This is a genomic window from Streptomyces sp. NPDC056948, from assembly GCF_042674225.1.
GTDB classification, from domain to species: Bacteria; Actinomycetota; Actinomycetes; order Streptomycetales; family Streptomycetaceae; genus Streptomyces; species Streptomyces purpurascens.
The window spans coordinates 1-24,325 of sequence record NZ_JBHUQX010000094.1 but is presented as its reverse complement, the minus strand read 5'-3'; the positions used below and the strand labels follow the sequence as shown (position 1 = coordinate 24,325).

The window sequence follows — 24,325 nt, the reverse complement described above, 5'->3', positions numbered from 1 at the left end:
CTTCTGCGGGACGTCAGTGTCCGGCGTCGCTCGGCGTCGGTCCCCCGGGCGTCGCCTCCGGGTCGGCGCCCTTGGCGGCTTCGGTCTCGCTGTAGATGTCCGGCTCGAGGTAGATCACGCGGGCGATCGGGACGGCCTCGCGGATGCGGGACTCGGCGGCGTTGATCGCGGCGGCGATCTCGGTGGCCGTCTCCTCGTGGCGGACGGCGATCTTGGCGGCGACGAGGAGTTCCTCGGGGCCGAGGTGGAGCGTGCGCATGTGGATGATGCGGGTGACCGTGTCGCCGTCGACGAGGGCGGTCTCGATCTTCTGTGTCTCCTCGACACCGGCGGACTCGCCGAGCAGCAGGGACTTGGTCTCTGCGGCGAGGACCAGGGCGATCAGGATGAGCAGGATGCCGATGCAGAGGGTGCCGACGCCGTCCCAGACGCTGTCGCCGGTGAGCAGGGCGAGGCCGACGCCACCGAGCGCGAGGACGAGGCCGACGAGGGCGCCGAGGTCTTCCAGGAGGACGACCGGGAGCTCGGGGGCCTTGGCGTGGCGGACGAACTCCGTCCAGGAGCGGCGCCCGCGCAGGACGTTGGACTCCTTGATGGCGGTGCGGAAGGAGAAGGACTCGGCGATGATCGCGAAGACCAGGACGCCGACCGGCCAGTACCAGTGCGTCAGCTCGTGCGGGTGCTTGATCTTCTCGTAGCCCTCGTAGAGGGCGAACATGCCGCCGACCGAGAAGAGGACGATCGAGACGAGGAAGGCGTAGATGTAGCGCTCGCGGCCGTAGCCGAAGGGGTGTTGCGGGGTAGCCTCGCGCTTCGCCTTTTTGCCGCCGAGGAGGAGGAGTGCCTGGTTGCCGGAGTCGGCGAGCGAGTGCACGGACTCGGCGAGCATCGAGGACGAGCCGCTGAAGAGGAACGCCACGAACTTCGCTACCGCGATCGCGAGGTTGGCGGCCAGTGCCGCCACGATCGCCTTGGTGCCGCCTGACGCGCTCATATGTTCGCGTTGTCCCTTCGTACGCCGTTTCAGGGCCCGGGCGCTCGCCTTGGTGCGTCGCCCATGGCTTTGCCCGTGCTTGACGGTGGGCCATTGTTGCAGCCCGCTCCGGCAGCAGCGCGCCAGGTCACCGTCGTAGGGAGGTCAGGCGATGACCGTGGCCCGGAAGAGCGTGCCGGTTCCGGACACTTCGGCCTTTTCGCCGGCCGGGACGAAGACGGACCGGCCCGGGGTCAGGTCGTGCTCGCCCGCCCGGACGGAGCCGGCCGTGCAGAGCAGGATCTGCGGGGTCGGGCGGGTGAGGTCGTGGGTGGCGCCGGCCTCGGGCAGGACGTAGCGGGAGAGGCGGAACTCGTCGATCGGGGTCTCGTAGACCTCCTCGCCGTCCGGGGAGGCCTCGGGGCGCAGGACGCCGGGGTCGCCGGCGCGGAAGTGGACGATGCGCAGGAGTTCGGGGACGTCTACGTGCTTGGGGGTGAGGCCGCAGCGCAGGACGTTGTCGGAGTTGGCCATGATCTCCACGCCGAGGCCGTCGAGGTAGGCGTGCGGGACGCCGGCGCCGAGGTAGAGGGCCTCGCCGGGCTGGAGCCGGACGTGGTTGAGCAGCATCGCGGCGATGACGCCGGGGTCGCCCGGGTAGTGATGGGCGATGTCGGCGTAGGGGGCGTAGGCGCCGCCGAGGCGGTCGCAGGCGGCGGCCGCTTCCTCGACCGTCCGGGACATCTCGTCGGGGTCGGCCGTGAGGATCGCTGTGAGGACCTCGCACAGGGCCGCGTCCTCGGGGTGGGCGTGCAGCAGGTCGACGTACGGCTTGAGGGAGTCGACACCGAGGTCGTCGAGCAGGCCGGCGGCCTCGAGCGGGTCGCGGAAGCCGCACAGGCCGGCGAACTCGGTGAGCGCGCAGATCAGTTCGGGCTTGTGGTTGGCGTCCTTGTAGTTGCGGTGCGGGGCGTCCACGGGGATGGAGCGGCGCTCCTCGTCCGCGTAGCCCTCCTTCGCCTGCGCCAGGTCGGGGTGGACCTGGAGGGAGAGCGGGGCGCCGGCGGCGAGGATCTTGAGGAGGAAGGGCAGGCGGGGGCCGAACTTGGCGACGGCGGCCGGTCCGAGTTCCTTCTCGGGTCCGGCGTCGACGACCTCGACGAGCGTGCCCCGGCCGGTGCGCGAGGGTGCGCCCGGGTGGGCCCCCATCCACATCTCCGCCTGCGGCTCGCCGGTCGGTTCGACGCCGAGCAGGTTCGGGATGGCGGTCGGGGAACCCCAGGCGTAGGGGCGGATGGTGTTGTCGAGGCGGTCCATGGGGATCTCTCCGCGTGTCCTGTGAGTGCGTACGTACGCCTGCTGCTCCCGGGCGGCTGCCGCGTGGGCGTCAGGGTGTCCCGGGCATGATCAGGCCCTCGAAGCGAGCGCCAGGTAAACGGCGGCGAAATCCGTGATGGCGATCAGTTCGGCGAGGGTCTCCAGCTCGTCGCCCGCCTCCGGTTCCAGTTCGCTGATCGGGGTGTCGTGGCTGAGGGCCAGGTCGCGGGCGCCCGGGGCGGCGGTGAGGCCGCCGATGGGGCGGTCGCGGAGCAGCACCACGCGCGCGTGGAGGGCGGGTGCTTCCTCGACGCGGTCGCGGAAGAAGTCGTCGGGGTCGGCGCTGGCGGCCAGCGGGCCCGCGAGCAGGGCGCTGTGCGCGGCGAGGGCCTCGGGCAGTTCGGCGACGACGGCGGGGGTGCCGGACAGTTCGGCGAGGGCGGCGGCGAAGCGGCGGCCCGCCGGTCCGGCCGAGACGCCCTCGGTCCAGACGAGGGGGAGCGCGTCGGCGAGTTCGGAGGCCAGGGTCTTGGCGGCGTTGCTGTACGTCGCGATGGCCGGGCCGCAGCGTTCGGCGATGCGGTCGAGGCGGTCGGCGACCTTGCCGAGGGCCTCCGGCGGGGCGGTGAGCACGCCCGCGCGGTCCAGGAGCGCGAGGAGCGGGGTGAGCAGGGCCCACAGGACGCCGGGAGCGGACGCGGCGAAGGGCTCGTCCTGGTCGTACGGGGCGGTCGCCATGGGGACGAACAGGCCGTGCGAGCCGTGTACGGCGTCGGCGAGCGGGGACCTGCTGGGCGCCACGGCGACGACGGTGCAGCCACGGCGGTAGGCCTGCTCGGCGAGGAGGGACAGGCCCGGCTCGGTCCCGTCCGGGGTGGTGATCAGGAGGAGGTCCACGGAGCCGACCCAGCCGGGCAGTTCCCAGCGCAGGGCGCCCGCGGCGGGGGCGACGCCGGTGGGGGCCAGGCGCGTGACCGGGCTGCCGGCGCCGGCGAGCGTGCCGAGGAGGTCGGCCGCGTGGGTGGCGGCGGCGCCCGGGCCGGCGATGAGGACGCCGCGGGGGCGGCCGTCGGGCTTGAGGTCGTTGATGCCTGCCTCGGCGGCGTGGCGGGCGGCCGTGCGGACGCGCGCGCCGGCTTCCGCGGCGCCGCGGAGCAGGTTGCGGTGGTCGGCCTCCGCGAGGCCCTCAGGGGAGTCGAGCAGCGATTCGTCGAGCATGGGGCGGCAGCCTCCGATCGCCGGGGTCCGTTATAGGGGTGTCGTCCTGCCTCGGTGCCCGTTGTGCCGTGGGCTATGTGCACCGGGGGCTCACGTGGGTGTGTCCGCCCGCGTGTCCTACGCGGGGCGGCGGGCCTCGTCGACCAGGAGGACGGGGATGCCGTCGCGGACGGGGTAGGCCAGGGCACAGCTCTGATCGGTGCAGATCAGTTCGGTGTCCTGCTCCTTGAGGGGGGCGTGGCAGGCCGGGCAGGCGAGGATGTCCAGGAGGCCGGATTCGAGGGGCATATGGCTTCTCTTCCAGGGGTCGGAGTGCTGCGGATGTGCCTGGTCAGGGTACCGCCGGTGAGGGTGGGGCGGAGGGGGAAGAAGCTGAGCTCGCGGTCCCGTCAGCCCCTGATGATCGCCAGTGCCTCGTCCCTCACCCGGGCCATCGTCTCCGGGTCCCTCGCTTCCGCGTTCAGGCGCAGCAGCGGCTCCGTGTTGGACGGGCGGACGTTGAACCACCAGTCGGCGGCGGAGACCGTGAGGCCGTCGAGGTCGTCCAGTTCGATGCCCTCGCGGGTCTCGTACGCGGAGCGGATCGCGGCGAGGCGGGCCGCCTGGTCGGTGACCGTGGAGTTGATCTCGCCGGAGCCCGCGTAGCGGTCGTACTGGGCGACTAGGGCGGAGAGCGGGCCTGCCTGGCCGCCCAGGGCCGCCAGGACGTGGAGGGCGGCCAGCATGCCCGTGTCGGCGTTCCAGAAGTCGCGGAAGTAGTAGTGCGCGGAGTGCTCGCCGCCGAAGATCGCGCCCGACCGGGCCATCTCCGCCTTGATGAAGGAGTGGCCGACGCGGGTGCGGACCGGGGTGCCGCCGTTCTCCTTGACGACCTCGGGGACCGACCAGGACGTGATCAGGTTGTGGATGATCATGCCCTTGCCGCCGTGCCTGGCCAGTTCGCGGGAGGCGACCAGCGCGGTGATGGCGGACGGGGAGACCGGCTCGCCGCGCTCGTCGACGACGAAGCAGCGGTCGGCGTCGCCGTCGAAGGCGAGACCCAGGTCGGCGCCCTCTTCGCGGACCCGCTTCCGCAGGTCGACGAGGTTGGCCGGGTCGAGGGGGTTGGCCTCGTGGTTGGGGAAGGTGCCGTCGAGCTCGAAGTACATCGGGACCAGGGTCACCGGCAGGCCGGCGAAGACCTCGGGGACCGTGTGGCCGCCCATGCCGTTGCCCGCGTCGACGACGGCCTTCAGGGGGCGGACGGAGGCCAGGTCGACCAGCGAGAGCAGGTGCGCCGCGTAGTCCGACAACGTGTCGCGGCCGGTGATCGTTCCCGTCTTCGCGGTCGGCTCCGGGGCGCCCGACTCGCTCCAGCCCTCGACGAGTTCGCGGATCTCCGCGAGGCCGGTGTCCTGGCCGACCGGGGCTGCGCCCGCGCGGCACATCTTGATGCCGTTGTACTGCGCCGGGTTGTGGGAGGCGGTGAACATGGCGCCCGGCAGGTCCAGCGCGCCCGAGGCGTAGTACAGCTGGTCCGTCGAGCACAGGCCGATCTCCGTCACGTCGGCGCCCTGCGCGGCGGCCCCGCGCGCGAAGGCGCGCGACAGGCCCGGCGAGGAGGGCCGCATGTCGTGCCCGGTCGCGATGGCGCTCGCACCGGTGACCCGGACGAAGGCCGCCCCGAAGAGCTCGGCCAGGGACTCGTCCCACTGGTCCGGGACGACCCCGCGTACGTCGTACGCCTTCACGACCTGCGACAGATCAGCAGCCACGGCCAACCTTCCTGAAAAAGTACTGTCGGTCGGCCCAAACTACCCGCCCCCACTGACAGCGCGCTGGGCGGAGGCCGGGTGGACGCCGGGTGGGCGCCCGGGCGTCGTCTCAGGTCAGGGCAGCATCCAGCCCAGGACCGGCGTGCTCTGGCCGACCACGATCAGGCACATGACCAGCAGCAGGCCCAGGCTCCACGGCAGTACCTTGCGCAGCAAGTCGCCCTCCCGGCCCGCCAGTCCGACGGCCGCGCAGGCGATGGTGAGGTTCTGCGGGGAGATCATCTTGCCGAGGACACCGCCGGAGCTGTTGGCGGCGGCCAGCAGGTCGGGGGAGAGTCCCGACTCGCGGGCGGCGGTCACCTGGAGGGCGCCGAAGAGGGCGTTGGCCGAGGTGTCGGATCCGGTCACGGCGACTCCGAACCAGCCGAGGACGGGTGAGAGGAACGCCAGTCCGGCTCCGGCCGCCGCGACGAAGTGGCCGATCGTCGCCGCCTGGCCGGAGAGGTTCATGACGTAGGCGAGCCCCAGTACGGAGGTCACGGTCAGGATCGCGAAGCGCAGCTCGTGAACGGTCGCGAGCCACTCCTTGACCGCCACGCGCGCGTTCACCCCGATGACGGCGGCCGTGCAGATGCCGGCGAGGAGCACCAGCGTCCCGCCGGTCGACACGATCGGCCAGGTGAAGACGTTGCCGCTGACCGGGTCGCCGTCCGGCCCCGCCACGTTCAGGAAGGGCCAGTCGTAGGTCTGGGTGGTCTTGGCGAGCCAGTCCTTGAGAGCCGGTATCTGCGCGACGGAGAAGATCACGACGATCAGCGCGTAGGGGGCGTAGGCGCGCAGGATCTCGCGGGGCGGGTCCTCCTCGTCGAGTTCCTCGCTGCGGGCGCCGGTCAGCACGGAGGCGCGTACGGCCTCGGCGGCGGGCACGCGCGCGTGCGGTACGGCGACCAGGGCGCCGGCGCCGGCCAGGGCGGCGCCGATGTCGGCGAGTTGGGCGGAGACGTAGTTGGAGGCGGCGAACTGGGCGACGGCGAAGGCGACTCCGCACGCCAGGGCGGGCACCCAGGTCTCGCGCAGCCCCCGCCGGCCGTCCACGAGCCAGACCAGCACCAGGGGCACCACGAGGGCCAGCAGCGGCGTCTGACGGCCCACCACGGACGCCACGGAGTCCAGCGGCAGTCCGGTGACCTGGGCGAGCGTGACGACCGGTGTGCCCATCGCGCCGAAGGCCACGGGCGCGGTGTTGGCGACCAGGGCGACGACGGCGGCGCGCACCGGTTCGAAGCCGAGGGCGACCAGCATGACCGCGCTGATCGCGACGGGCGCCCCGAATCCGGCGAGTGCCTCCAGCAGCGCCCCGAAGCAGAAGGCGATGACGAGTGCCTGGATGCGCGGGTCGTCGGAGAGCCGCCCGAAGGACCGGCGCAGGATGTCGAAGTGCCGGGTGCGGACGGTCATCCGGTAGACCCACAGGGCGTTGACGACGATCCACAGGATGGGGAAGAGGCCGAAGACGGCGCCCTGGGCGGCGCTGGAGAGGGTCTGGCCGAGGGGCATGCCGTACGCGAGCCAGGCGACGAGCACGGCGGCGAGGAGGCCGGTCAGGCCTGCCAGGTGCGCTTTCAGGCGGACGCCGCCGAGCAGGACCAGGACGATCACGAGGGGCAGGGCGGCCACGAGGGCGGACACGCCCAGTGAGCCGGCGACGGGTTCCAGTTCCTGGACGTACAACGGGCGCCTCCCCGGTTTCCGTCATGCGAAAGCGATTTCTCGCATCCTCAAACGGAATGGTCATGTCCGCGCCAAGCTCGCGTCAATGGGTGTGCGCGAGACAGCAGCCGAACGGGGCGCTCAGTTGTCGGGGGACCGCAGGACCCGCAGATGACCCCGCCGCGCGACCTCCATCGGGTCGGCCGCACGCCCTCCGCCACCGGCCCCGGCCGCCCGCTCCTGGGGGCGGGCCGCCTCTCGCACGGCGTTGGCAAGGGCTTCCAGGTCGTCACCGCTCGGGCGGGCCGGGGCCGAGCCGTCGAGGAGCCGGACGACCTCCCAGCCGCGCGGGGCGGTGAGGCGCTCGGAGTGCTCGGCGCACAGGTCGTAGCAGTGGGGTTCGGCGTAGGTGGCGAGCGGGCCGAGGACCGCGGTCGAGTCGGCGTAGACGTACGTCAGCGTCGCGACGGCGGGACGGCCGCAGGCGGTGCGCGAACAGCGACGTACAGGGCTCACGATGTTGGACGGTACCGCACTCTTGAGCGGGCCGCGACGACTCTCCATCAGGTCACTCCACCGTGTCGTGTTGTGAAACGCCCCACATGCCCCTTCCGGCCCACCCGGCTGACCTGCCCGGACGCCCGCGTTCAGGATGCCGGACGATCCCGCAAGCGATCAAGAGTCGTCACAAAACCCTCAATTGCCGTGACGTCGCCGGTCTCGGCGGGATACGGAATCAAGCCCAACCTTGGCTGGAATGGTCATGTAACGACATGCCGTGCGGGTCGGCCGGAAGGCGTCCGTGCCGCCGCGCGGTGCCGGGCACGCGCGCGTGGCGGGGACTACCCTTCAGCGGTGATGGACAAGCCCGTAACGCCCCGTGCCGCCGCCCCCGGGCCCCGCCGTCGTGATCGCCACGGCCGGGGCATGCGCGGCCCGATCGCACCGCCGCAGGTGCCGCTCGCCGCGAGCCGCGCGGAGGCGTTCGCGGATCTGGTGCAGGACTCCGTGGAGCGTCTGGAGCGGCGGTGGCCGCAGCTCGCCGACATCGATTTCCTGGTCCTGGAGGTGCCGCGGCTCGACGGGCCCGGCGAGGCCTGGAACGACGAGGCGGTTCCGCTCGGCGGCACGATCAGCGCGCGCGAGGGGCACCCCGCCCGCGTGGTCGTCTACCGGCGGCCGGTCGAGATCCGCACCAAGGGGCGCGACGAGCGGGCGGCGCTGGTGCACGAGGTCGTCGTCGAGCAGGTCGCCGAGCTGCTGGGGCTGACGCCGGAGACGGTGGATCCGCGGTACGGCGAGGACCAGGGCTGAGACCCACGGGGCCGACCCGTACGTCCCCTCCCCGGGCCTGTTACTTCTGCAGCACCGACAGGTCCTCGTCCGCCTCCGGTACCGCCACCGTCCCCCGGTCGTCGGGGAGTGTCTGCACGGTGAAGGCGGGCACGCCGCTCTCGTTCGCCGCCAGGGTGCGGGCGCCGTAGACCGGGCCGCCGGAGACCCGCTCGACCGTGAGGGCGTAGGTGCCCTTGAGGCCGCCCGGGGCCGGGGGCTCGATGTCCTGGGTCGTGCCGGCCTTGATCGTGTACGTCTTCGACACCGGGGTGCCGCCCTCGCTGCCCGCCGAGGCGGTGACCTTGACCGTGGCGGCACGGCCGGGGGCGGTCAGGGACAGGGTGCTGCCCTTGGCGCTGTTGTCCGCGGACGTCGCGCGCGTGCCGACGGGGCGGGTGGCCGGGATGAACGCCGTCTCCTGCTTGTCGCCCTTGCCCCGTACGACCCGCAGGGCCGCCACGACCGGCACGGACTGGTCCGTCGGCGTCAGTACCAGGGAGCCCGCCTCGCCGCGTGTGACGTCGCCGAGGTCGACGGCGGTCGTCATGCCGCCCTTGACGTGCACCGTCTCGTGCCCGGCCGGGGTGATCAGCCCGGAGGGGGAGGCGAGGCGCACCTTCAGGTCCGCGTCGGCGTCGCCGGGGGTGAAGGCGACCAGGCGCACGGAGGTGGCGTCCTTGGGGATGCCGGGCAGGACCAGGCTGCCCGACGGGTCCGTGGACGCGGCCAGCCAGTCGCCGCCGAGCTTGTCGTCCAGGGCCTGGACGGAGGCGCCGACGCGTCCGCTGCGGACGTTGACGTGCACGGTGAGGTTGGTCTGCTCCTCGTCCGTGAGGGTGGACAGCAGGACCGGCTCGCTGGCATGCGGCTGGACGGTGATGCCCTCCCCCACCGTGGACTGAAGGGTGCCGTCCTTGCCGTAGAGCTCGACGTCGACCACGGCGGCCGAGTCGTCGGGGTTCGTCAGGTGGACGTAGTCGGTGCGGTCGGTCGCCGTGCTGGCGCCCGGGAACCAGAAACTCGTGTCCGGAGCCGCGCAGTTGACGCCCTGAAGGCCGCGCCCGGTCCCGGCGGCGACCTCCGTGGTCTCCTGGACGGTCCAGCCGGGCGCGAACCTGCCGTCGGCGGTTCCGACGAGCGCGGGCGCGTCGGAACCCGAGCTGTCCCCGGTGACCGGCTTGCCGGGCTCCTTGGGGGTCAGCACGGGCTTCTCGGCCTTGTCCTTGCCGGACTTCCCGGCGTCCTTGCCCTTGTCGCCGCCCGCGGCCGAGCCGTCCGCCGATGCCTCGGCCGCCGCCTGGAGTTCGGCCTTGCCGCCGCTTTCCGTGCCCTTCGTGACGGGCGTGAAGGACGTGTAGGACGTCTCGGCGAGGTCGGACGTGCTGGGCGCCGGGCACAGCAGGCTCGTGCGCTCCACGGGCAGTTGGGCGGCCGCCTCGGCGGTGGCGTCCGCGCCCGGGGCGTCCGGGGCGGACAGCGCGGCGAATCCGGTGACGGCGGCGAGCGCGGTCACTCCGGCGATCAAGGACAGGGTGGTGCGGTTCACTGCTGGCTCCCGTCGGGACGCTCACTGCCCGTGCCGTGGGGGTTGTGCTGCTCTTGGTCCGGGTCGTACGGCGTGCCGTAGCCCTGGTTGTAGGCCTGGTCGTAGCCGGCCTGGTCGTACGGCGGTGCCTGGGGCGAGCCGCCGTACGCGTACGGGTCGTACTGGCCGCCCTGGTACGGATCCGCCTGGTACTGCCCGCCGTAGGCGTCCGCCGGGTACGGGGTGGCCTGGTACTGGTCGCCGTAGCCCGCGTACTCGCCGCCCGGGTATCCCGCCGCATCCCACTGGCCGTAGTTCTGCTGCTGCGGCACGGCCGCCGGGGGCTGCTCGGGCTGCGGGGGCGGGAACTCCCCGGGACCGGCCGCTCCTTCTGTCTCGGCCTCGGCCTCGGCCTGGGCGCGCAGGCGGCGGGCGCGACGGCCCTCGCCGGCGACCGCCTGGGCCGGGACGACCGGCTCCTCGGGCATGTCGTCGTCGACGTCGCGGCGCCGGCCGGGCAGGGCGAGCACCACGAGGACGACGGCGAGCAGACCCTGCGTCCACAGCCACACGGTGTGGCCGATCGGGTCGTCGTAGGTGACGTCCAGCGTGCCGCCGGTGGCGGGGAGTTCGAAGCCCTGGGCCCAGCCGTCGACCGTGGTGCGGGTCAGCGGCTTACCGTCCAGCGTGGCGGTCCAGCCGTCGGCGGCCGTGTCGGCGAGGCGCAGCACGCGCCCGTCGGCGCCGGTCGGGATCGTGGTGTGGATGTCGACGGGCCCGGCGGCGACGGGCTGCGGGGTGCCGGATCCGGAGGCGGGGACGATGGCGGCGCGCGCGACCTGCCGGTCGATGCGCCACAGCGCGCCGCCGCTCTGCTGGCTGAGCCGGGTCAGGCCGGGCGTGGCGTCCAGGACGCGGGTGACCTCGCGGGGCGCGCCCTGGTGGACGAGGACATAGCGCACGGCGAAGCCGCCGAGCTGGTCGGCCTGGTCGGCGCCGGAGCCGGCGACGAGGTTGGCGACGACCTTGTCGAGCCTGCTGTTCTCGCCGTCGGCCGCGGCGACCTCGCCGTCACCGAGGCGGGCGCCGGAGCCGCGCACGAGCATGTAGCCGACGTGGGCGCCGGACTCGCTGTCGAGCACGAGGGTGCGCGCCTGGTCGCGGCTGCCGCTCTCCTCGGCGACGAACGCGGGGACCTGTGTCGGGTCGCGCCGTTCCAGGGGCCCGTCGGCGCCGCGGATCATCCAGCCGGCGGCGACGAGCAGCGGGCCCGCGGCCGAGGCGAAGGCGATCAGCACGGCGACCGGCTGGCGCCAGCCGAAGCTCTGCTCGGCCACGCGCGCGCGTGCCCCGTCGGCGCCGAGCGCGGCGGCCGCCAGGAGGGCGATGCCGTAGACGAGGGTCGCGGGGCCGGCCCAGGTGGAGCTGTTGGACAGGGCCGCGAGGACGAAGCCCACCAGGGCGACCGCCCAGGCCGTCCGGATGCCCGACTGGCGTTCCGAGCGCAGCAGGGCGGCGAGCGCGGCCAGCACGATGCCGATGAGCATGAGGCCGCTGACGGTGCCGGGGCCGCCCGGGCTGGCGCCGAGCAGGTCGAGGGCGGAGGCGGAGCCGGCTCCGTACTCCAGGCCGGCCTGCTGGAAGAAGCCGAACGGGAGCAGCGACAGCGACCAGGGCGCGAGGACCAGCAGGGGCGTGCCGAGCTGGGCGAGGAACCGCGTCCCGTACGCCGTGATGTCCGTCCGGCGCACGGCCAGCAGCCCCACCCCGAGGAGCAGCGCGACGGGCCACACGATGGGGGTGAACGCGGTGGCGATGGTCAGCAGCAGTGCGTACGCCCAGGTGGCGCGCCAACTGCCCCGCGCGCCCGTGGGGTTCGCCAGGCCGCTGGCCGCGATGCCCGCGCGCGCGATTAGCGGCAGCAGCACGGCCAGGACGGCGGTGCCGAGGCGGCCGCCGGCGAGGGCGCCGGTGGCGGCGGGCAGGAAGGCGTAGACGACGGCCGCCCACGCGCGCAGCAGCCGGGACTCGACCAGCGGGCGGGAGGCGAAGTAGGCGGCGACTCCGGCCAGCGGCACCGAGCAGACGAGCAGGACGGTGACGGCGAGGCCGGTCGAGCCGAACAGCAGGGACGCCAGCATCGCCACGAGCGCGATGTACGGCGGCGCGGAGGAGGTGCCGCCGGCGCCGACGGAGTGCCAGGCGTCCAGGTAGCGCGCCCACAGTGCGGAGGAGTCGGCCGGGGCGGGCAGCAGGGCGCCGCCCGCGAGCGCGCCGCCGCCGAGGAGTTCGCGGCAGGCGAGCAGGGAGACGAGCAGCAGGACGAGGAAGAGCACCGGGCCGGGCTTGCGCGCGATGCGCTTGAGCCGGGCGAACTGCTCGATCTGCAGGAAGTCCGCGTCGTCGCCGCCGGGGCCCGACTCGACGGCACCGCCGTGCCGTCCGGCACCGGAGGCGATCTCGGGGTCGGAGCTGCCGACGAGGTTGCCCGCGACCTGCTCGACGGTCATGCGGACCGTCGCGCCGGGCGGCGGGAACAGCGGCCGCAGCTCGTCCTTGTCGACCTGGGGGGTGCCTCTGCCGCGCCGCCCGGCGAGGATCCGCTCGGGCCGCAGCAGGGTGCCCATGAGGCCGCGGATCTCGTCGACGGCCTGTCCGGGGACCTTGCCGACGAGGTAGGCGACGGTCCGCAGCAGGGTGCCGAGCACCACGCGCAGCAGCACCCAGGGAAGCACGGCCGTACGTGTGTTGACGAGCAGGCTGTAGACGGCGCCGGCCTTGTCGACCTTGTGCGGGGAGGCGGAGGTGCGGCCCACGCAGTCGACGGCGCGGCGCTCCCGGGAGGCCGCCTCGGCGTGCCGGACGACGGCTTCCGGGGCGATCAGCACACGGTGGCCCGCGGCGTGCGCGCGCCAGCACAGGTCGAGGTCGTCGCGCATGAGGGGCAGGTGCCGGTCGAAGCCGCCGAGCCGCTCGAAGATGTCGCGGCGGACGAGCATGCCGGCGGTGGACACCGACAGCACGGTCCGGACGTGGTCGTGCTGCCCCTGGTCCTGCTCGCGGCGGTCCAGGCCGGTCCAGCGGCGGCCGGAGTTGGCGATGGAGACGCCGACCTCCAAAAGCTGCCGCCGGTCGTACCAGCCGCGGAGCTTGGGGCCCACGACGGCCACGTCGTCGCGGCCCAGCTCGTACTCGTTGTCCACGACGCGCAGGAGCTGGGCCAGGGCGTCGGGCTCCGGGGCGCAGTCGTCGTGCAGCAGCCACAGCCACTGCACCGGCTCGCCGTGCGGGAGCTCGGGCATGTCGTAGGCGTCGTCCCGCCACGAGCGCGTGACCGGGTCCCAGCCGCTGGGTCGCTTCAGGTACGGCAGTTCGTCCGGGGTGAGGACCGGGGCGCTGCGGCCGCACTCCTCGACGGCCTGGCCGAAGCCGGTACGGCGGGCGAGGTGCAGGACCCGGTCGGCGCCGAGCGCGTCGGTGACCAGCCGGGCGGAGGCGTCCGCGCTGCCGGTGTCGGCCCCCATCGCGTACTGGACGGGGCGCTCCTGGCCGAGCAGCCCGGCGAGCGCGTCGGGCAGCCAGCGGGCGCCGTCGTGGGAGACGAGGACCGCGGTCACCACATGACGCGGGAACTCGGGTGGGTGGGCCGGGTCAAACACGGCTGAGGCAGCGCTGTCGTGATGAGCTGCCGAGTGGCTGTGCACGGACATCGAGGTACGGGCCCCGGTTCGGTGGACTGCGGTGGACACCTGCGACCGGCGGGGGCCGCGGGGCGTCTCGGACGAGCGCCCACACTATCGGCTGGCAGCAAGGCGGCCCGCCGCCTGTGGATAACCCACCGGCGACGGGCCGTTCACGAACCAGGGTCCGGTCAGACCGCGGCCTTCTTCAGCCGGCGGCGCTCCCGCTCGGACAGGCCGCCCCAGATACCGAAGCGCTCGTCGTTGGCGAGGGCGTACTCGAGGCACTCGGAGCGGACCTCGCAGGAGAGACAGACCTTCTTGGCCTCCCGGGTCGAGCCGCCCTTCTCGGGGAAGAAGGACTCGGGGTCGGTCTGGGCGCACAGCGCGCGCTCCTGCCAGCCGAGTTCCTCGTCCGCGTCGTCGACCAGCAGTTGCTGCACCAGCTCGGTCATGTGCGCCCCTCGTCTGTTCTTTTCCGCGTCCCCGTGATGTAGCCGTTACCGATTGCGGCTGAACGACACGAGTGAAATTACAAGTGTGCTGCTCCGGGCGAGTCAAGCCGAGATCTGCTATTGAGCCCCTTATTCACTCTGCGGAACCAAGGCCGTGCGGAAAGTGTTCAAATCGGCATAAAGCTTGACGCGCAGACGGAGCCCGCGAGAGGCCCCACTGTCAGCCGGGCCCCGTACGGACCTGTACGGAGGAGGACGCCCAGGAGTTCGATCTCGTTCCGGCACTCACGTCAAAGCGAATCTGATCACAGTCTGATCACGAGTGCGCAACGAGGTTTGTGCGCCCGGTGGACGCCATGTGTCCCGGCCGGGCCATGAACAAACCTTTCATCTGAGTGAACGACCGGATGAGGTGAACCTCGTCCCACATACCGGGTGCCGAGTTGACACTGGGAGGTGTGACCCGGTGTCCTAGTGGGCATGCTCGCGAACTTGGCACTCGCCTCGACCCGCACCGCCGGGTCCCACGGTGCTGCCCGCGCTCGCTGTAGCTGTCGCTGTTCCAGCTGTTGAGCCACACCCGCTCCAGCTGAAGGCCGAGCCACCAGTCCCTCGGCCCTTGTTCCCTCTGACCCACTTTCACTGAGGAACCACGCACCCCATGAACAGCGACAGCGACCTCCAGATCGCCGGCGACATCCTCGAAGTCCCGCACCTGCTCCAGGTGGAGCGCGAGCACCCGGCCACCGTCGCCGAGTTCGTCGGACTCGCCCGCTCCATCGCCGCCGACCGCTCCCAGTGGGAGCACCTCGTCCGCTACGACGCGGCCAGCCGCTGGTACCACCGGCTGCGCACCGGCCCGGGCTACGAGGTGTGGCTGCTGTCCTGGGTGCCCGGGCAGGGCAGCGGGCTGCACGACCACGGCCGCTCCTCCGGTGTGCTGACCGTGCTGGACGGCACGCTGACGGAGCGCACGGAGCGGGGCACGCGCGCGTTGCGAGCGGGCGCGCAGCGCGTGTTCGCGCCGGGGTATGTACACGAGGTCGTGAATGACGCACTCGAGTCGGCGGTGAGTCTGCACGTCTACTACCCGGGGCTGACGCAGATGCCGATGCACACCGCCCCGCACTGCGAGGCGGCCCGTACAGAGCCGGGCGCCCTCACCGCCTGACCGGTTGTCGTAAGGGCCTGCAAGACTGTCCCACCCGTCACCCGACCACCACCCCTCAACGAGTCAGCCTGGCGGCTGACACACTGCTTCAATGCGCATTGTGGTTCTGGCAGGCGGCATCGGTGGTGCCCGGTTCCTGCGTGGTCTGAAGCGGGCCGTGCCGGACGCGGACATCACGGTCATCGGCAACACCGGGGACGACATCCACCTCTTCGGGCTGAAGGTCTGCCCGGACCTCGACACGGTGATGTACACGCTCGGCGGCGGCATCAACGAGGAGCAGGGCTGGGGTCGTGCCGAGGAGACCTTCCATCTCAAGGAGGAGCTCGCGGCGTACGGCGTCGGGCCCGAGTGGTTCGGCCTGGGCGACCGGGACTTCGCCACGCACATCGTGCGGACGCAGATGATCGGCGCCGGGTACCCGCTGAGCGCGGTGACGGAGGCGCTGTGCGAGCGCTGGAAGCCGGGCGTGCGGCTGATCCCGATGTCCGACGACCGCGTCGAGACCCACGTGGCGGTCGAGATCGACGGTGAGCGCAAGGCGATCCACTTCCAGGAGTACTGGGTGCGGCTGCGCGCCTCGGTACCCGCCGAGGCGATCGTGCCGGTGGGCGCCGACCAGGCGAAGCCCGCTCCGGGTGTCCTGGAGGCCATCGCCGAGGCGGACGTGATCCTCTTCCCGCCGTCCAACCCGGTCGTGTCGATCGGCACGATCCTCGCCGTGCCCGGCGTCCGGGAGGCGATCGCCGACGCCGGAGTGCCGGTGATCGGCCTGTCCCCCATCGTCGGCGACGCGCCCGTGCGGGGCATGGCCGACAAGGTGCTGGCCGCCGTGGGCGTCGAGTCGACCGCGGCGGCGGTGGCCGAGCACTACGGCTCGGGCCTGCTGGACGGCTGGCTCGTGGACACGGTGGACGCGGGCGTGGTGGGGCAGGTCGAGACGGCCGGGGTGCGCTGCCGGGCCGTGCCGCTGATGATGACCGACACCGACGCGACCGCGCGGATGGCCCAGGAGGCGCTGACGCTGGCGGAGGAGGTGCGGGGAGCTTGAGCGAGGAGGTCTCGGACCTGCGGCGGGACGTCGACGGGTACCGGGTGTGGGCCGTGGCCGGGCTGCCCGAGGTCGCGGCGGGGGACGATCTGGCCAAGCTGATCGCGGCCGCCGAGCCCGGTCTGGCCGACGGGGACGTGCTGCTCGTCACGTCGAAGATCGTGTCCAAGGCGGAGGGCCGGATCGTCCAGGCGGCCGACCGGGAGGCGGCCATCGACGCGGAGACGGTACGGGTGGTGGCCCGGCGCGGCGCCCTCCGGATCGTCGAGAACCGGCAGGGCCTCGTCATGGCCGCGGCCGGGGTCGACGCATCCAACACCCCTTCCGGGACCGTGCTGTTGCTGCCCGAGGACCCGGACGCGTCCGCCCGCGCGATCCGTGACGGACTGCGGGACACCCTCGGTGTCGAGGTCGGTGTCGTCGTCACCGACACGTTCGGGCGGCCCTGGCGCGCGGGGCTCACGGATGTCGCGATCGGCGCGGCCGGAGTGCGCGTACTCGACGATCTGCGCGGGGGCACCGACGCCTACGGCAATCCGCTCAGCGCCACCGTCGTCGCCACGGCCGACGAACTCGCCTCCGCGGGCGACCTGGTCAAGGGCAAGGCGGCCGGGCTGCCGGTAGCCGTCGTACGCGGGCTCCCGGACGTGGTCGTGGGGGACGACGGCGGAGAGGGTGCGCGGGCCATGGTGCGCGGCGCGCGCGACGACATGTTCCGGCTCGGCACGTCGGAGGCGGTACGGCTGGCGGTGACCCAGCGGCGTACGGTCCGGGCCTTCACGGACGAGCCCGTCGACCCCGGTGCCGTACGGCGGGCCGTGGCCGCGGCCGTGACGGCGCCCGCGCCGCACCACACCACACCGTGGCGGTTCGTGCTGCTGGAGTCCGAGGAGTCGCGGGCGCGGCTGCTCGACGCCATGCGGGACGCCTGGATCGCCGATCTGCGACGGGACGGCAAGACGGAGGAGTCCATCGCCAAGCGGGTGCGGCGCGGGGACATCCTGAGGAAGGCGCCGTACCTCGTCGTCCCCTGCCTGGTCATGGACGGCTCGCACACCTACGGCGATCCGCGGCGGGACGGTGCGGAGCGGGAGATGTTCGTGGTCGCCGCGGGCGCCGGTGTGCAGAACCTCCTGGTCGCGCTGGCCGGGGAGCGGCTGGGGTCGGCATGGGTGTCGTCGACGATGTTCTGCCGGGACGTGGTGCGCGAGGTACTGGGGCTGCCGGCGGACTGGGATCCGATGGGCGCGGTGGCGGTCGGGCATCCGGCGGAGGAACCGCGACCGCGGCCGGAGCGGGACGCGGGGGCGTTCATCGAGGTGCGGTGAGTGGAGCGGGGCGGCGTCTACGCTCGTAGGGCTGCTCCTCTCATCCATCCCGGTCAGTCATCCCGGCGACTTCGTTCAGGGGCCTTGTTCATGGCAGGACGGTTCACTCCCCGGCCCACGCGTACAACGGTGCGCGGCGGGCATGTCGCCGTGGGCGGGAGCGTGCCCCGGCAGGCGGCGAAGCCGGGGCGGGTGCGCGACTGGGTGCCGGACGGGCCGCTGGATCTCGGTCTGGTGCTCGGGCCGCTGCGGCGCGGGCCGGGTGATCCGACGTTCCGGACGACACCGGACGGGTCGGTGTGGCGGACCGCTCTCACCCCTGCCGGGCCCGGGACGCTACGGGTGCGCGCGGCCGGCGGTGGGGTGCGCGGGGAGGCCTGGGGGCCCGGGGCCGAGTGGCTGCTGGAGCGGTTTCCGGAGCTGCTCGGGGCCGCGGATGATCCGTCCGCGTTCGTGCCGCGGCACCGGCTGGTGGCGTTGACCCGGCATCGGCGGCCGGGGCTGCGGCTGACGCGGAGCGGGCTGGTGCTGGAGTCGCTGATTCCGTCGATTCTCGAGCAGAAGGTCACGACCGATGAGGCGTATCGGGCGTGGCGGTTGCTCGTGCGGAAGTTCGGGGAGCCGGCGCCGGGGCCCGTGCCCGGGCCGATGTATGTGATGCCGGGGCCTCGGAAGTGGGCGTTGATTCCGTCGTGGGAGTGGCATCGGGCCGGGGTCGACAACAAGCGGGCGTCGACGATTCTGCGTGCGGTTCGGGTGGCCGGGCGGTTGGAGGAGGCGGCCGGGATGGAGCCGGGGGCGGCTCGGGCGCGGCTGGAGGTCGTGCCGGGGGTCGGGCCGTGGACGTCGGCGGAGACGGTGCAGCGCAGTCATGGGGCGGCGGATGAGGTGACGGTGGGGGATCTGCATCTGCCGCGGATCGTGGGGTGGGCGTTGGGTGGGGATCGGGATGCGGATGACTCCGTGATGCTGTCGTTGTTGGAGCCGTATGCGGGGCAGCGGCATCGGGCGGCTCGGTTGGTTCTGCTGAGTGGGCGGGTGCCGGGGCGTAGGGCGCCGAAGATGCCTCGGTGGGATATCGGGGAGCTGTGAGGGGCTGCCCGTTGTGTGGTGCCCCGCGTCGGTGCTGGGGGCGGGTGGGTCCGCAGCCCGGCGGAGCGGGGTGCCGCTGCGCCCACCCGTGCCGCCCTTAGCGGCACGATTGCCCGCAGCTGAGTTACTGGTCCGACGAGAAGCGGACCGCTCCTGCTGGGATTTGGGTGTCGCACCAGATGCGGGTGCCCTCCAGGAGTTCGTTGTCGGGGCCGATGGTCGCGCCGTCGCCTATGACCGAGCCGGTGAGGACGGTGCGTTCGCCGACTCGGGCTCGGGCTCCTATGAGGGAGTCGGTGATGACCGCGCCGGGTTCGATCACGGCGCCCGGCATGATCGTGCTGCCGAAGATCCGCGCGCCCTCCGCGACGAAGGCGCCCTCCCCCACCACCGTGCCGCCCGACAGCTTCGCGTCGGCCGCGACCGTCGCCGTCGGCAGCACCAGGCGGTCGCCGCAGCGGCCGGGAACGGCGGGCGACGGGGCCCGGCCGAGGACCAGGTCCGCCGAGCCCCGGACGAACGCCGCCGGTGTGCCGAGGTCCAGCCAGTACGTCGAGTCGACCATGCCCTGGAGGTGGGCTCCGGCGGAGAGGAGGTCGGGGAAGGTCTCCCGTTCCACCGACACCGGCCGGCCCAGCGGGATCGTGTCGATGACCGAGCGGCGGAAGACGTACGCCCCCGCGTTGATCTGGTCGGTGACGATCTCCTCGGGGGTCTGCGGCTTCTCCAGGAACGCCAGGACCCTGCCCGTGTCGTCCGTGGGGACCAGGCCGTAGGCACGCGGGTCCGTGACCTTCGTGAGGTGCAGGGAGACGTCCGCGCCCGTCGTCTCGTGGGTGTCCACCAGGGCCCGGATGTCCAGGCCCGTCAGGATGTCGCCGTTGAAGATCAGGACCGGGTCGTCGGGGCCGGAGTTCAGCCGGGAGGCGACGTTGCGGATGGCGCCGCCCGTGCCGAGGGGCTCCTCCTCCGTCACGTACTCCAGGTGCAGGCCCAGTGCGGACCCGTCACCGAAGTACGGCTCGAAGACCTCGGCCAGATAGGACGTGGCCAGGACGATGTGCTCGACGCCCGCCGCTCTCGCTCTCGCGAGCTGGTGCGTGAGGAAGGGCACCCCGGCCGCCGGGACCATGGGCTTGGGCGTGTGCACCGTGAGCGGGCGCAGCCGGGTGCCCTTGCCGCCGACCAGGAGGATCGCTTCTGTCACGTGTCGTCTCTGCTTCCTGCCGGGACCGGCCGAACTGTCTTTCGGCCGGTCAGTGTATGCAGACCGTTCCGTGGCGCCTTCGCTGGCCGTGCGGCATTCCGCTCCCCTGTCCCCCGACGGCGGTGAACGTGTTCTCAGCGGCCCTGGTAGCGGGCCGCCTTGGAGCGGGCCGAGCCGAGCTTGCCGTAGAGCTTCCGTCCCGGGCAGGCCGTCTTGAAGCCGTCTCGGTGACCGGAGATCACGTTCAGTCGTACCTTCTTACCTTTGCGGTAGAGATTGCTGCCAGCCGACTTCAGGTAGGTCTTGCCCCGCGGATTCATCCGGTACAGGCCCAGCTTCCACGCCGTGACCCGGGCGATGGCCTTGACGGCGGCGGACGACGGCTTCTTGGCTCCGTACGATCCGATGACGGCGATGCCCATGCTGTTGCTGTTGAAACCAAGGGTGTGCGCGCCGAGGACCGGCCTCGCCACGCCACCCGCGCGGCCCTCGTAGATCTTTCCGCACTTGTCGATGAGGAAGTTGTAGCCGACGTCCCGCCAGCCCATGCTCTTGACGTGGTAGCGGTAGATACTGCGGATGAGTGACGGGGACTGCGAGCAGTTGTACTTGTTGCCGCTGGCCGTGTGGTGCACGAAGGCGGCCTTGACCTTCTTCGTGTAGACGAATTTCCGCTCCCGCAGCCCCTCGTTCGCGCCCCAGCCGCGACGCGTGACGATACGCGGGCGCGGGCCGACGTACGGCCTCGCCCGCTTGCGGTCCACCGACTCGCCGGCACGGAGGGTGTAGAACTCGCGCTCGGTCGCCGCGCGGCTCAGTGCCGTGATCTCGGTGGCGCCGAGGGGAGCGAGGTCCGCGTTGGCGGCGGAGGCGTCGGTCGCGGCGGAGGCCTCGGTGTTCAGGCCACCGGTGCGGGGGCTGTCCACGGGGCCGCCGGGGAGTGCCTCGTCGCCCTCGCCGGGGTCTACGAGTTCCAGACGGAGGCCGGAGGGGAGCGAGGGGGCGGCGACCGCGATGCTGCGGCCGCCTGTGCCCTTGAGCTCCGAACGGACCCGGAGTTCCACGCCGTCGGAGTCGCCCACCCACAGCGGTGCCGTGGCGCCGCGTACGCGGCCCGAGGTGCTCTCGGGGGTGCCCAGGTCGGCCGCGTGGTCGGCGTTGTGCGTCTCCACGTCCTGCCAGCCCGACCAGGTGCCGGTGCCGGCGGCGCGGGTGCGGACATGGACGCGGCCGTGCAGTTCGGCATGGGGGTCGTCCCAGATGACGCCGACGAGGGAGAAGCGGCGTACGGCACGGCGGGACAGGCCCTGTTCGGCGGCGGCCGAGGCCGACGCGGAGGGGGTGGCTCGGTTGCGGGTGAGGGGTTCGAGGGGGAGGGACTGGGTGCTGCCGGAGGCGTACGGTTCGGCCCCGCGCCGGGCGGTCATGGCCGGTTCCGGCGTCCCCGCGTGGGGCGCGGGTCTCGCGGCCGTGGCGGCCTCGGTGGTCGGCACCGGTCTCGCCGTCGCCGCGAGGGCGGGCGGGGTGAGGGGAAGGGCCAGAGCGGCCGCACAGGTGACACCGATCGAGGAAGCAAGGAATCCACGCATGCCCCTGATCTTTGGCATAACCCTATAAGTCTGTCCATTTGGGATTTGACGGACTGTCGGCATGGATTCGGCCGAACCGGTGGTGAACGCATGGCGGGGCGGTGGCCGGGCCGTTGGGTGGAGGCCGGTGCGCCGCGTACGCTTGCGCGGGTGAACGCCACCGATCGCACCCCCGCCGACCTGCTGGGTTCCGCGCTCGCCGCGGATCCGGGACGCCCCCTGGTGACCTTCTACGACGACGCCACCGGCGAACGCGTCGAACTGTCCGTGGCCACCTTCGCCAATTGGGTGGCCAAGACCGCGAATCTGCTCCAGGACGAGCTGTCCGTCGAGCCCGGGGACCGGGTCGCGCTGCTGCTGCCCGCGCACTGGCAGACGGCGGTGTGGTTGCTCGCGTGTGCGTCGGTCGGTGTGGTCGCGGACGTGTCCGGGGACGCCGGGGCCGCCGATGTCGTGGTGAGCGGGCCGGACGGGCTGGAAGCGGCCCGGGCGTGTTCCGGGGCGCGGATCGCGATGGCGCTGCGGCCGCTCGGGGGGCGGTTTCCGCAGACTCCCGAGGGGTTCGTCGACTACGCGGTGGAGGTGCCGGGGCAGGGGGACCGGTTCGTGCCGTACGCGCCCGTGGATCCGGAGGAGCCCGCGCTGATCGTGGCGGGGCGGGAGTTCAGCGGGGCCGAGGTGGTCGAGCGGGCCCGGGCTGGGGCGACGGAGCTGGGGCTGACCGGGCCCGGGTCGCGGATCCTGTCGGGGTTGCCGTACGACACGTGGGAAGGGTTGAACGCGGGGCTGTACGGGCCGTTGGCCACGGGGGGTTCCGTGGTGCTGTGCCGGAACCTGGTGTTGGCGGGGGGCGAGGTGCTGGACAAGCGGGTGGAGAGTGAGCGGGTTACGGCGCTTGCCCGGTAGGCCGTTTCTTGGTGCTGGGCGTTTCCGCTGAGGGCGGGTGGGTCCGCAGCCCGGCGGTGCGGGGTGCCGCTGCGCCCACCCGTGCCGCCCCTGGCGGCACGCATGCCCGCAGCTCGACGGCGATTGCCCGCAGCTAGGCGGCCGGCGCCCCCCGTTCGGCCCATCCCCACCCCTCCCCCGCCCCCCATCCACGCCACAGTCGTAGGAGCAGTGCGCGCGCACGTTCGTACGTCGTGAGGGGTGGTCCCTGTCGTGGCCGACACCGGTGGTGGGTCCTTGCGGAGGCTTGGGCCGGGTGCGGGGGCCTCGGCCGGTGGGCGGGGGCTGGCGCGGCGGCGCCGGCGGCGGTGGGTGCGGTACACGGCGTTCGGGATCACCGGCGTCGTCGTGGCGGCCGCCGGGGCCGGATGGGCCGTGTACGCGAAGCTCAGCGGGAACATCACGCCCGACGAGGCCGCCGCAGCCGAGCTCTCACGGTACGAGAAGGAGCGGCCCACCTCGCTGGTCAAGGACGCGCGGAACATCCTGCTGATCGGCTCGGACTCGCGCGAGGGCGACGACAACGCCCGCTACGGCCGGGACTCAGGGACCGAACGGTCGGACACCACGATCCTGCTGCACCTGTCCGCGGGCCGGAGCAGCGCCACCGCCGTCTCCCTGCCCCGCGACCTGATGGTGGAGCTGCCGGGCTGCCGGCGCCCGGACGGGTCCCGCAGCGCGCCGCGGTTCGCGATGTTCAACCAGGCCTTCCAGCTCGGCGGTTCGGCCTGCACCATCCGGACCGTCGAGAAGCTCACCGACGTCCGCGTCGATCACCACGTCGTCGTCGACTTCCACGGCTTCAAGGAGATGGTCGACGCGGTCGACGGCGTCGAGGTGTGCCTGCGGGAGCCGGTCGACGACCGGGCCGCCAAGCTGAGGCTGCCCGCGGGCCGCGTGACGCTCAACGGCGAGCAGGCCCTCGGCTACGTCCGCGCCCGTAAGACCCTGGGCGACGGCAGCGACACGGAGCGGATGGAACGGCAGCAACGATTCCTCGGCGCACTCGTCAACAAGGTGCGCAGCAATGACGTCCTGCTGAATCCGGTGAAGCTCTATCCCGTGCTGGACGCCGCCACGTCCTCTCTCACAACGGACCCGGATCTCGCCAGCCTCCGCGGTTTGTACGAACTCGTGCGCGGCCTGCGCGACATCCCCATGGAACAAGTGCAATTTCTGACCGTCCCCCGGGAGTCGTATGCGTACGACGCCAATCGCGACCAACTCGTGGAGCCCGCGGCGGACAGGCTGTTCGAGCGGCTGCGGACGGACGCTCCGGTGGTGGTCGCGGGGGACGCACCGGGAAGTTCCGCCCCGCCGAGGCCTGCCGATTCGCGTGACGGGTCGCACGGGGATCCGTATCCGGGTCCGTTCACGAAATCCGCCGTCACGGTTTCTCCTCCACCCACGTTCCGTGGAAACACGGCAGCCGAGGACACCTGCGAGTAAAGCGGACACCAAGGCCGCCTCAAGGTAACGCGCTCTTCAGCCGGAAAATGGGCGAATTGCCCAGGTGTAGGGACGTGGACTTCGTCACCGTCGTCGCTCGACGCTGAACTGGGCGGTTAGTGTGAGCGGCCCCGGTGCGCCCGGCTCTGAGGACGGTCCTGAGAACGCGCACTGTGTGACCGAGACCGAGCGCCTTGGAGGGGTAGGCGCCGCGTGCCCCGACGGAGGAATCAGACAACCGTGGACGCGCAAGGCCGTGGGCGGGCGGACGACATCGATCCCGCAGACCAGTGGGTGCTCAACCCGAACACCGGCGAATACGAAATGCGACTGCCCCCTTCCGCACCGCAGTCGGGTGTCCCGGGGCCCCGCAAACCACCGGCCTCCGCTACGGACCCGTCGGCACTCGGCACCACGCAGCCGCTCGGCCGTACCGAGGCGCCCGGCCGCCCGCGGCCCGAGACGCACGGCCGTGCGGTCCCGCCGCCGCGCAGGCGGCGCGGGGCTCCGGCGCCGGAGGAACCGC

At 72.6% G+C, this 24,325-nt stretch carries 19 protein-coding genes and 1 pseudogene; 8 read left to right on the top strand and 12 right to left on the bottom strand.

The annotated features are described in order from the left end of the window. Positions 1-13: 13 nt before the first annotated feature. From ACFTZL_RS14860 to ACFTZL_RS14830, 7 genes are all read right to left on the bottom strand, one after another. Positions 14-994, bottom strand: coding sequence for a cation diffusion facilitator family transporter (locus ACFTZL_RS14860; protein ID WP_382581642.1), 981 nt, complete (start codon positions 992-994; stop codon positions 14-16). Between the two features lie 144 nt (positions 995-1,138). Next, complete coding sequence (manA, locus tag ACFTZL_RS14855; RefSeq protein WP_382581640.1) at positions 1,139-2,290, bottom strand: mannose-6-phosphate isomerase, class I; 1,152 nt, start codon at positions 2,288-2,290, stop codon at positions 1,139-1,141. A gap of 90 nt (positions 2,291-2,380) precedes the next feature. Beyond that, positions 2,381-3,508, bottom strand: coding sequence for an SIS domain-containing protein (locus ACFTZL_RS14850; RefSeq protein WP_382581639.1), 1,128 nt, complete (start codon positions 3,506-3,508; stop codon positions 2,381-2,383). A 117-nt stretch (positions 3,509-3,625) separates the two neighbouring features. Next, the gene (locus ACFTZL_RS14845) at positions 3,626-3,796 is read right to left on the bottom strand and encodes a Trm112 family protein (protein ID WP_184598287.1); all 171 of its coding nucleotides are present in this window, start codon (positions 3,794-3,796) and stop codon (positions 3,626-3,628) included. Between the two features lie 101 nt (positions 3,797-3,897). Continuing rightward, the gene (locus ACFTZL_RS14840; protein WP_382581637.1) at positions 3,898-5,262 is read right to left on the bottom strand and encodes a phosphomannomutase/phosphoglucomutase; all 1,365 of its coding nucleotides are present in this window, start codon (positions 5,260-5,262) and stop codon (positions 3,898-3,900) included. A 114-nt stretch (positions 5,263-5,376) separates the two neighbouring features. Beyond that, a complete protein-coding gene (locus ACFTZL_RS14835) occupies positions 5,377-6,993 on the bottom strand; it encodes an L-lactate permease (protein ID WP_382581635.1) in 1,617 nt (538 codons plus the stop codon). Positions 6,994-7,113: 120 nt separating this feature from the next. Next, entirely contained in the window at positions 7,114-7,536 is a 423-nt protein-coding gene (locus tag ACFTZL_RS14830; protein ID WP_189726709.1) for a DUF3499 domain-containing protein, read from the bottom strand. Between the two features lie 294 nt (positions 7,537-7,830). Here ACFTZL_RS14830 and ACFTZL_RS14825 point away from each other — a divergent pair, with 294 nt between their 5' ends. Then, complete coding sequence (locus ACFTZL_RS14825) at positions 7,831-8,286, top strand: metallopeptidase family protein (protein ID WP_382581633.1); 456 nt, start codon at positions 7,831-7,833, stop codon at positions 8,284-8,286. Positions 8,287-8,326: 40 nt separating this feature from the next. On the opposite strand, the gene ACFTZL_RS14820 is transcribed toward ACFTZL_RS14825, so the two are convergent. From ACFTZL_RS14820 to ACFTZL_RS14810, 3 genes are all read right to left on the bottom strand, one after another. Continuing rightward, on the bottom strand, positions 8,327-9,853 hold the full coding sequence (locus tag ACFTZL_RS14820; RefSeq protein ID WP_382581631.1) for a DUF5719 family protein: 1,527 nt from the start codon (positions 9,851-9,853) through the stop codon (positions 8,327-8,329). Next, positions 9,850-13,542: a glycosyltransferase gene (locus tag ACFTZL_RS14815; RefSeq protein ID WP_382581629.1), complete on the bottom strand. Its 3,693-nt coding sequence runs from the start codon at positions 13,540-13,542 to the stop codon at positions 9,850-9,852. The genes ACFTZL_RS14820 and ACFTZL_RS14815 overlap by 4 nt, the downstream gene beginning before the upstream one ends. 161 nt (positions 13,543-13,703) lie before the next feature. After that, positions 13,704-13,967: a WhiB family transcriptional regulator gene (locus ACFTZL_RS14810; RefSeq protein ID WP_003990679.1), complete on the bottom strand. Its 264-nt coding sequence runs from the start codon at positions 13,965-13,967 to the stop codon at positions 13,704-13,706. 661 nt (positions 13,968-14,628) lie between these two features. On the opposite strand from ACFTZL_RS14810, the gene ACFTZL_RS14805 reads away from it, so the two are divergent. The 4 genes from ACFTZL_RS14805 (at position 14,629) to ACFTZL_RS14790 (ending at position 18,609) form a co-directional block, all read left to right on the top strand. After that, a complete protein-coding gene (locus tag ACFTZL_RS14805; protein ID WP_382581627.1) occupies positions 14,629-15,138 on the top strand; it encodes a cysteine dioxygenase in 510 nt (169 codons plus the stop codon). A gap of 91 nt (positions 15,139-15,229) precedes the next feature. Beyond that, a complete protein-coding gene (gene cofD / locus ACFTZL_RS14800; protein WP_382581625.1) occupies positions 15,230-16,189 on the top strand; it encodes a 2-phospho-L-lactate transferase in 960 nt (319 codons plus the stop codon). Continuing rightward, positions 16,186-17,517: a coenzyme F420-0:L-glutamate ligase gene (locus tag ACFTZL_RS14795; protein ID WP_382581624.1), complete on the top strand. Its 1,332-nt coding sequence runs from the start codon at positions 16,186-16,188 to the stop codon at positions 17,515-17,517. The genes cofD and ACFTZL_RS14795 overlap by 4 nt, the downstream gene beginning before the upstream one ends. Positions 17,518-17,607: 90 nt before the next feature. Further along, positions 17,608-18,609 carry a DNA-3-methyladenine glycosylase family protein gene (locus tag ACFTZL_RS14790; RefSeq protein ID WP_382581623.1) on the top strand — a complete coding sequence of 334 codons (1,002 nt, stop codon included), beginning with the start codon at positions 17,608-17,610 and terminating at the stop codon, positions 18,607-18,609. Positions 18,610-18,733: 124 nt separating this feature from the next. On the opposite strand, the gene ACFTZL_RS14785 is transcribed toward ACFTZL_RS14790, so the two are convergent. Together ACFTZL_RS14785 and ACFTZL_RS14780 are read right to left on the bottom strand one after the other, a co-directional pair. Then, entirely contained in the window at positions 18,734-19,816 is a 1,083-nt protein-coding gene (locus ACFTZL_RS14785) for a sugar phosphate nucleotidyltransferase (protein WP_382581621.1), read from the bottom strand. A gap of 134 nt (positions 19,817-19,950) precedes the next feature. Further along, positions 19,951-21,405 carry a peptidoglycan recognition protein gene (locus ACFTZL_RS14780; protein WP_382581619.1) on the bottom strand — a complete coding sequence of 485 codons (1,455 nt, stop codon included), beginning with the start codon at positions 21,403-21,405 and terminating at the stop codon, positions 19,951-19,953. 150 nt (positions 21,406-21,555) lie between these two features. Between ACFTZL_RS14780 and ACFTZL_RS14775 the strand changes: the two genes are divergently transcribed. From ACFTZL_RS14775 to ACFTZL_RS14765, 3 genes and pseudogenes are all read left to right on the top strand, one after another. Further along, entirely contained in the window at positions 21,556-22,311 is a 756-nt protein-coding gene (locus ACFTZL_RS14775) for a TIGR03089 family protein (RefSeq protein ID WP_382581617.1), read from the top strand. 252 nt (positions 22,312-22,563) lie between these two features. Further along, positions 22,564-23,799, top strand: a complete 1,236-nt coding sequence (locus ACFTZL_RS14770; protein ID WP_382581615.1) for an LCP family protein — start codon at positions 22,564-22,566, stop codon at positions 23,797-23,799. Positions 23,800-24,039: 240 nt separating this feature from the next. Continuing rightward, positions 24,040-24,325 (top strand): annotated as a pseudogene (locus ACFTZL_RS14765) (LytR family transcriptional regulator); the annotation flags it as partial.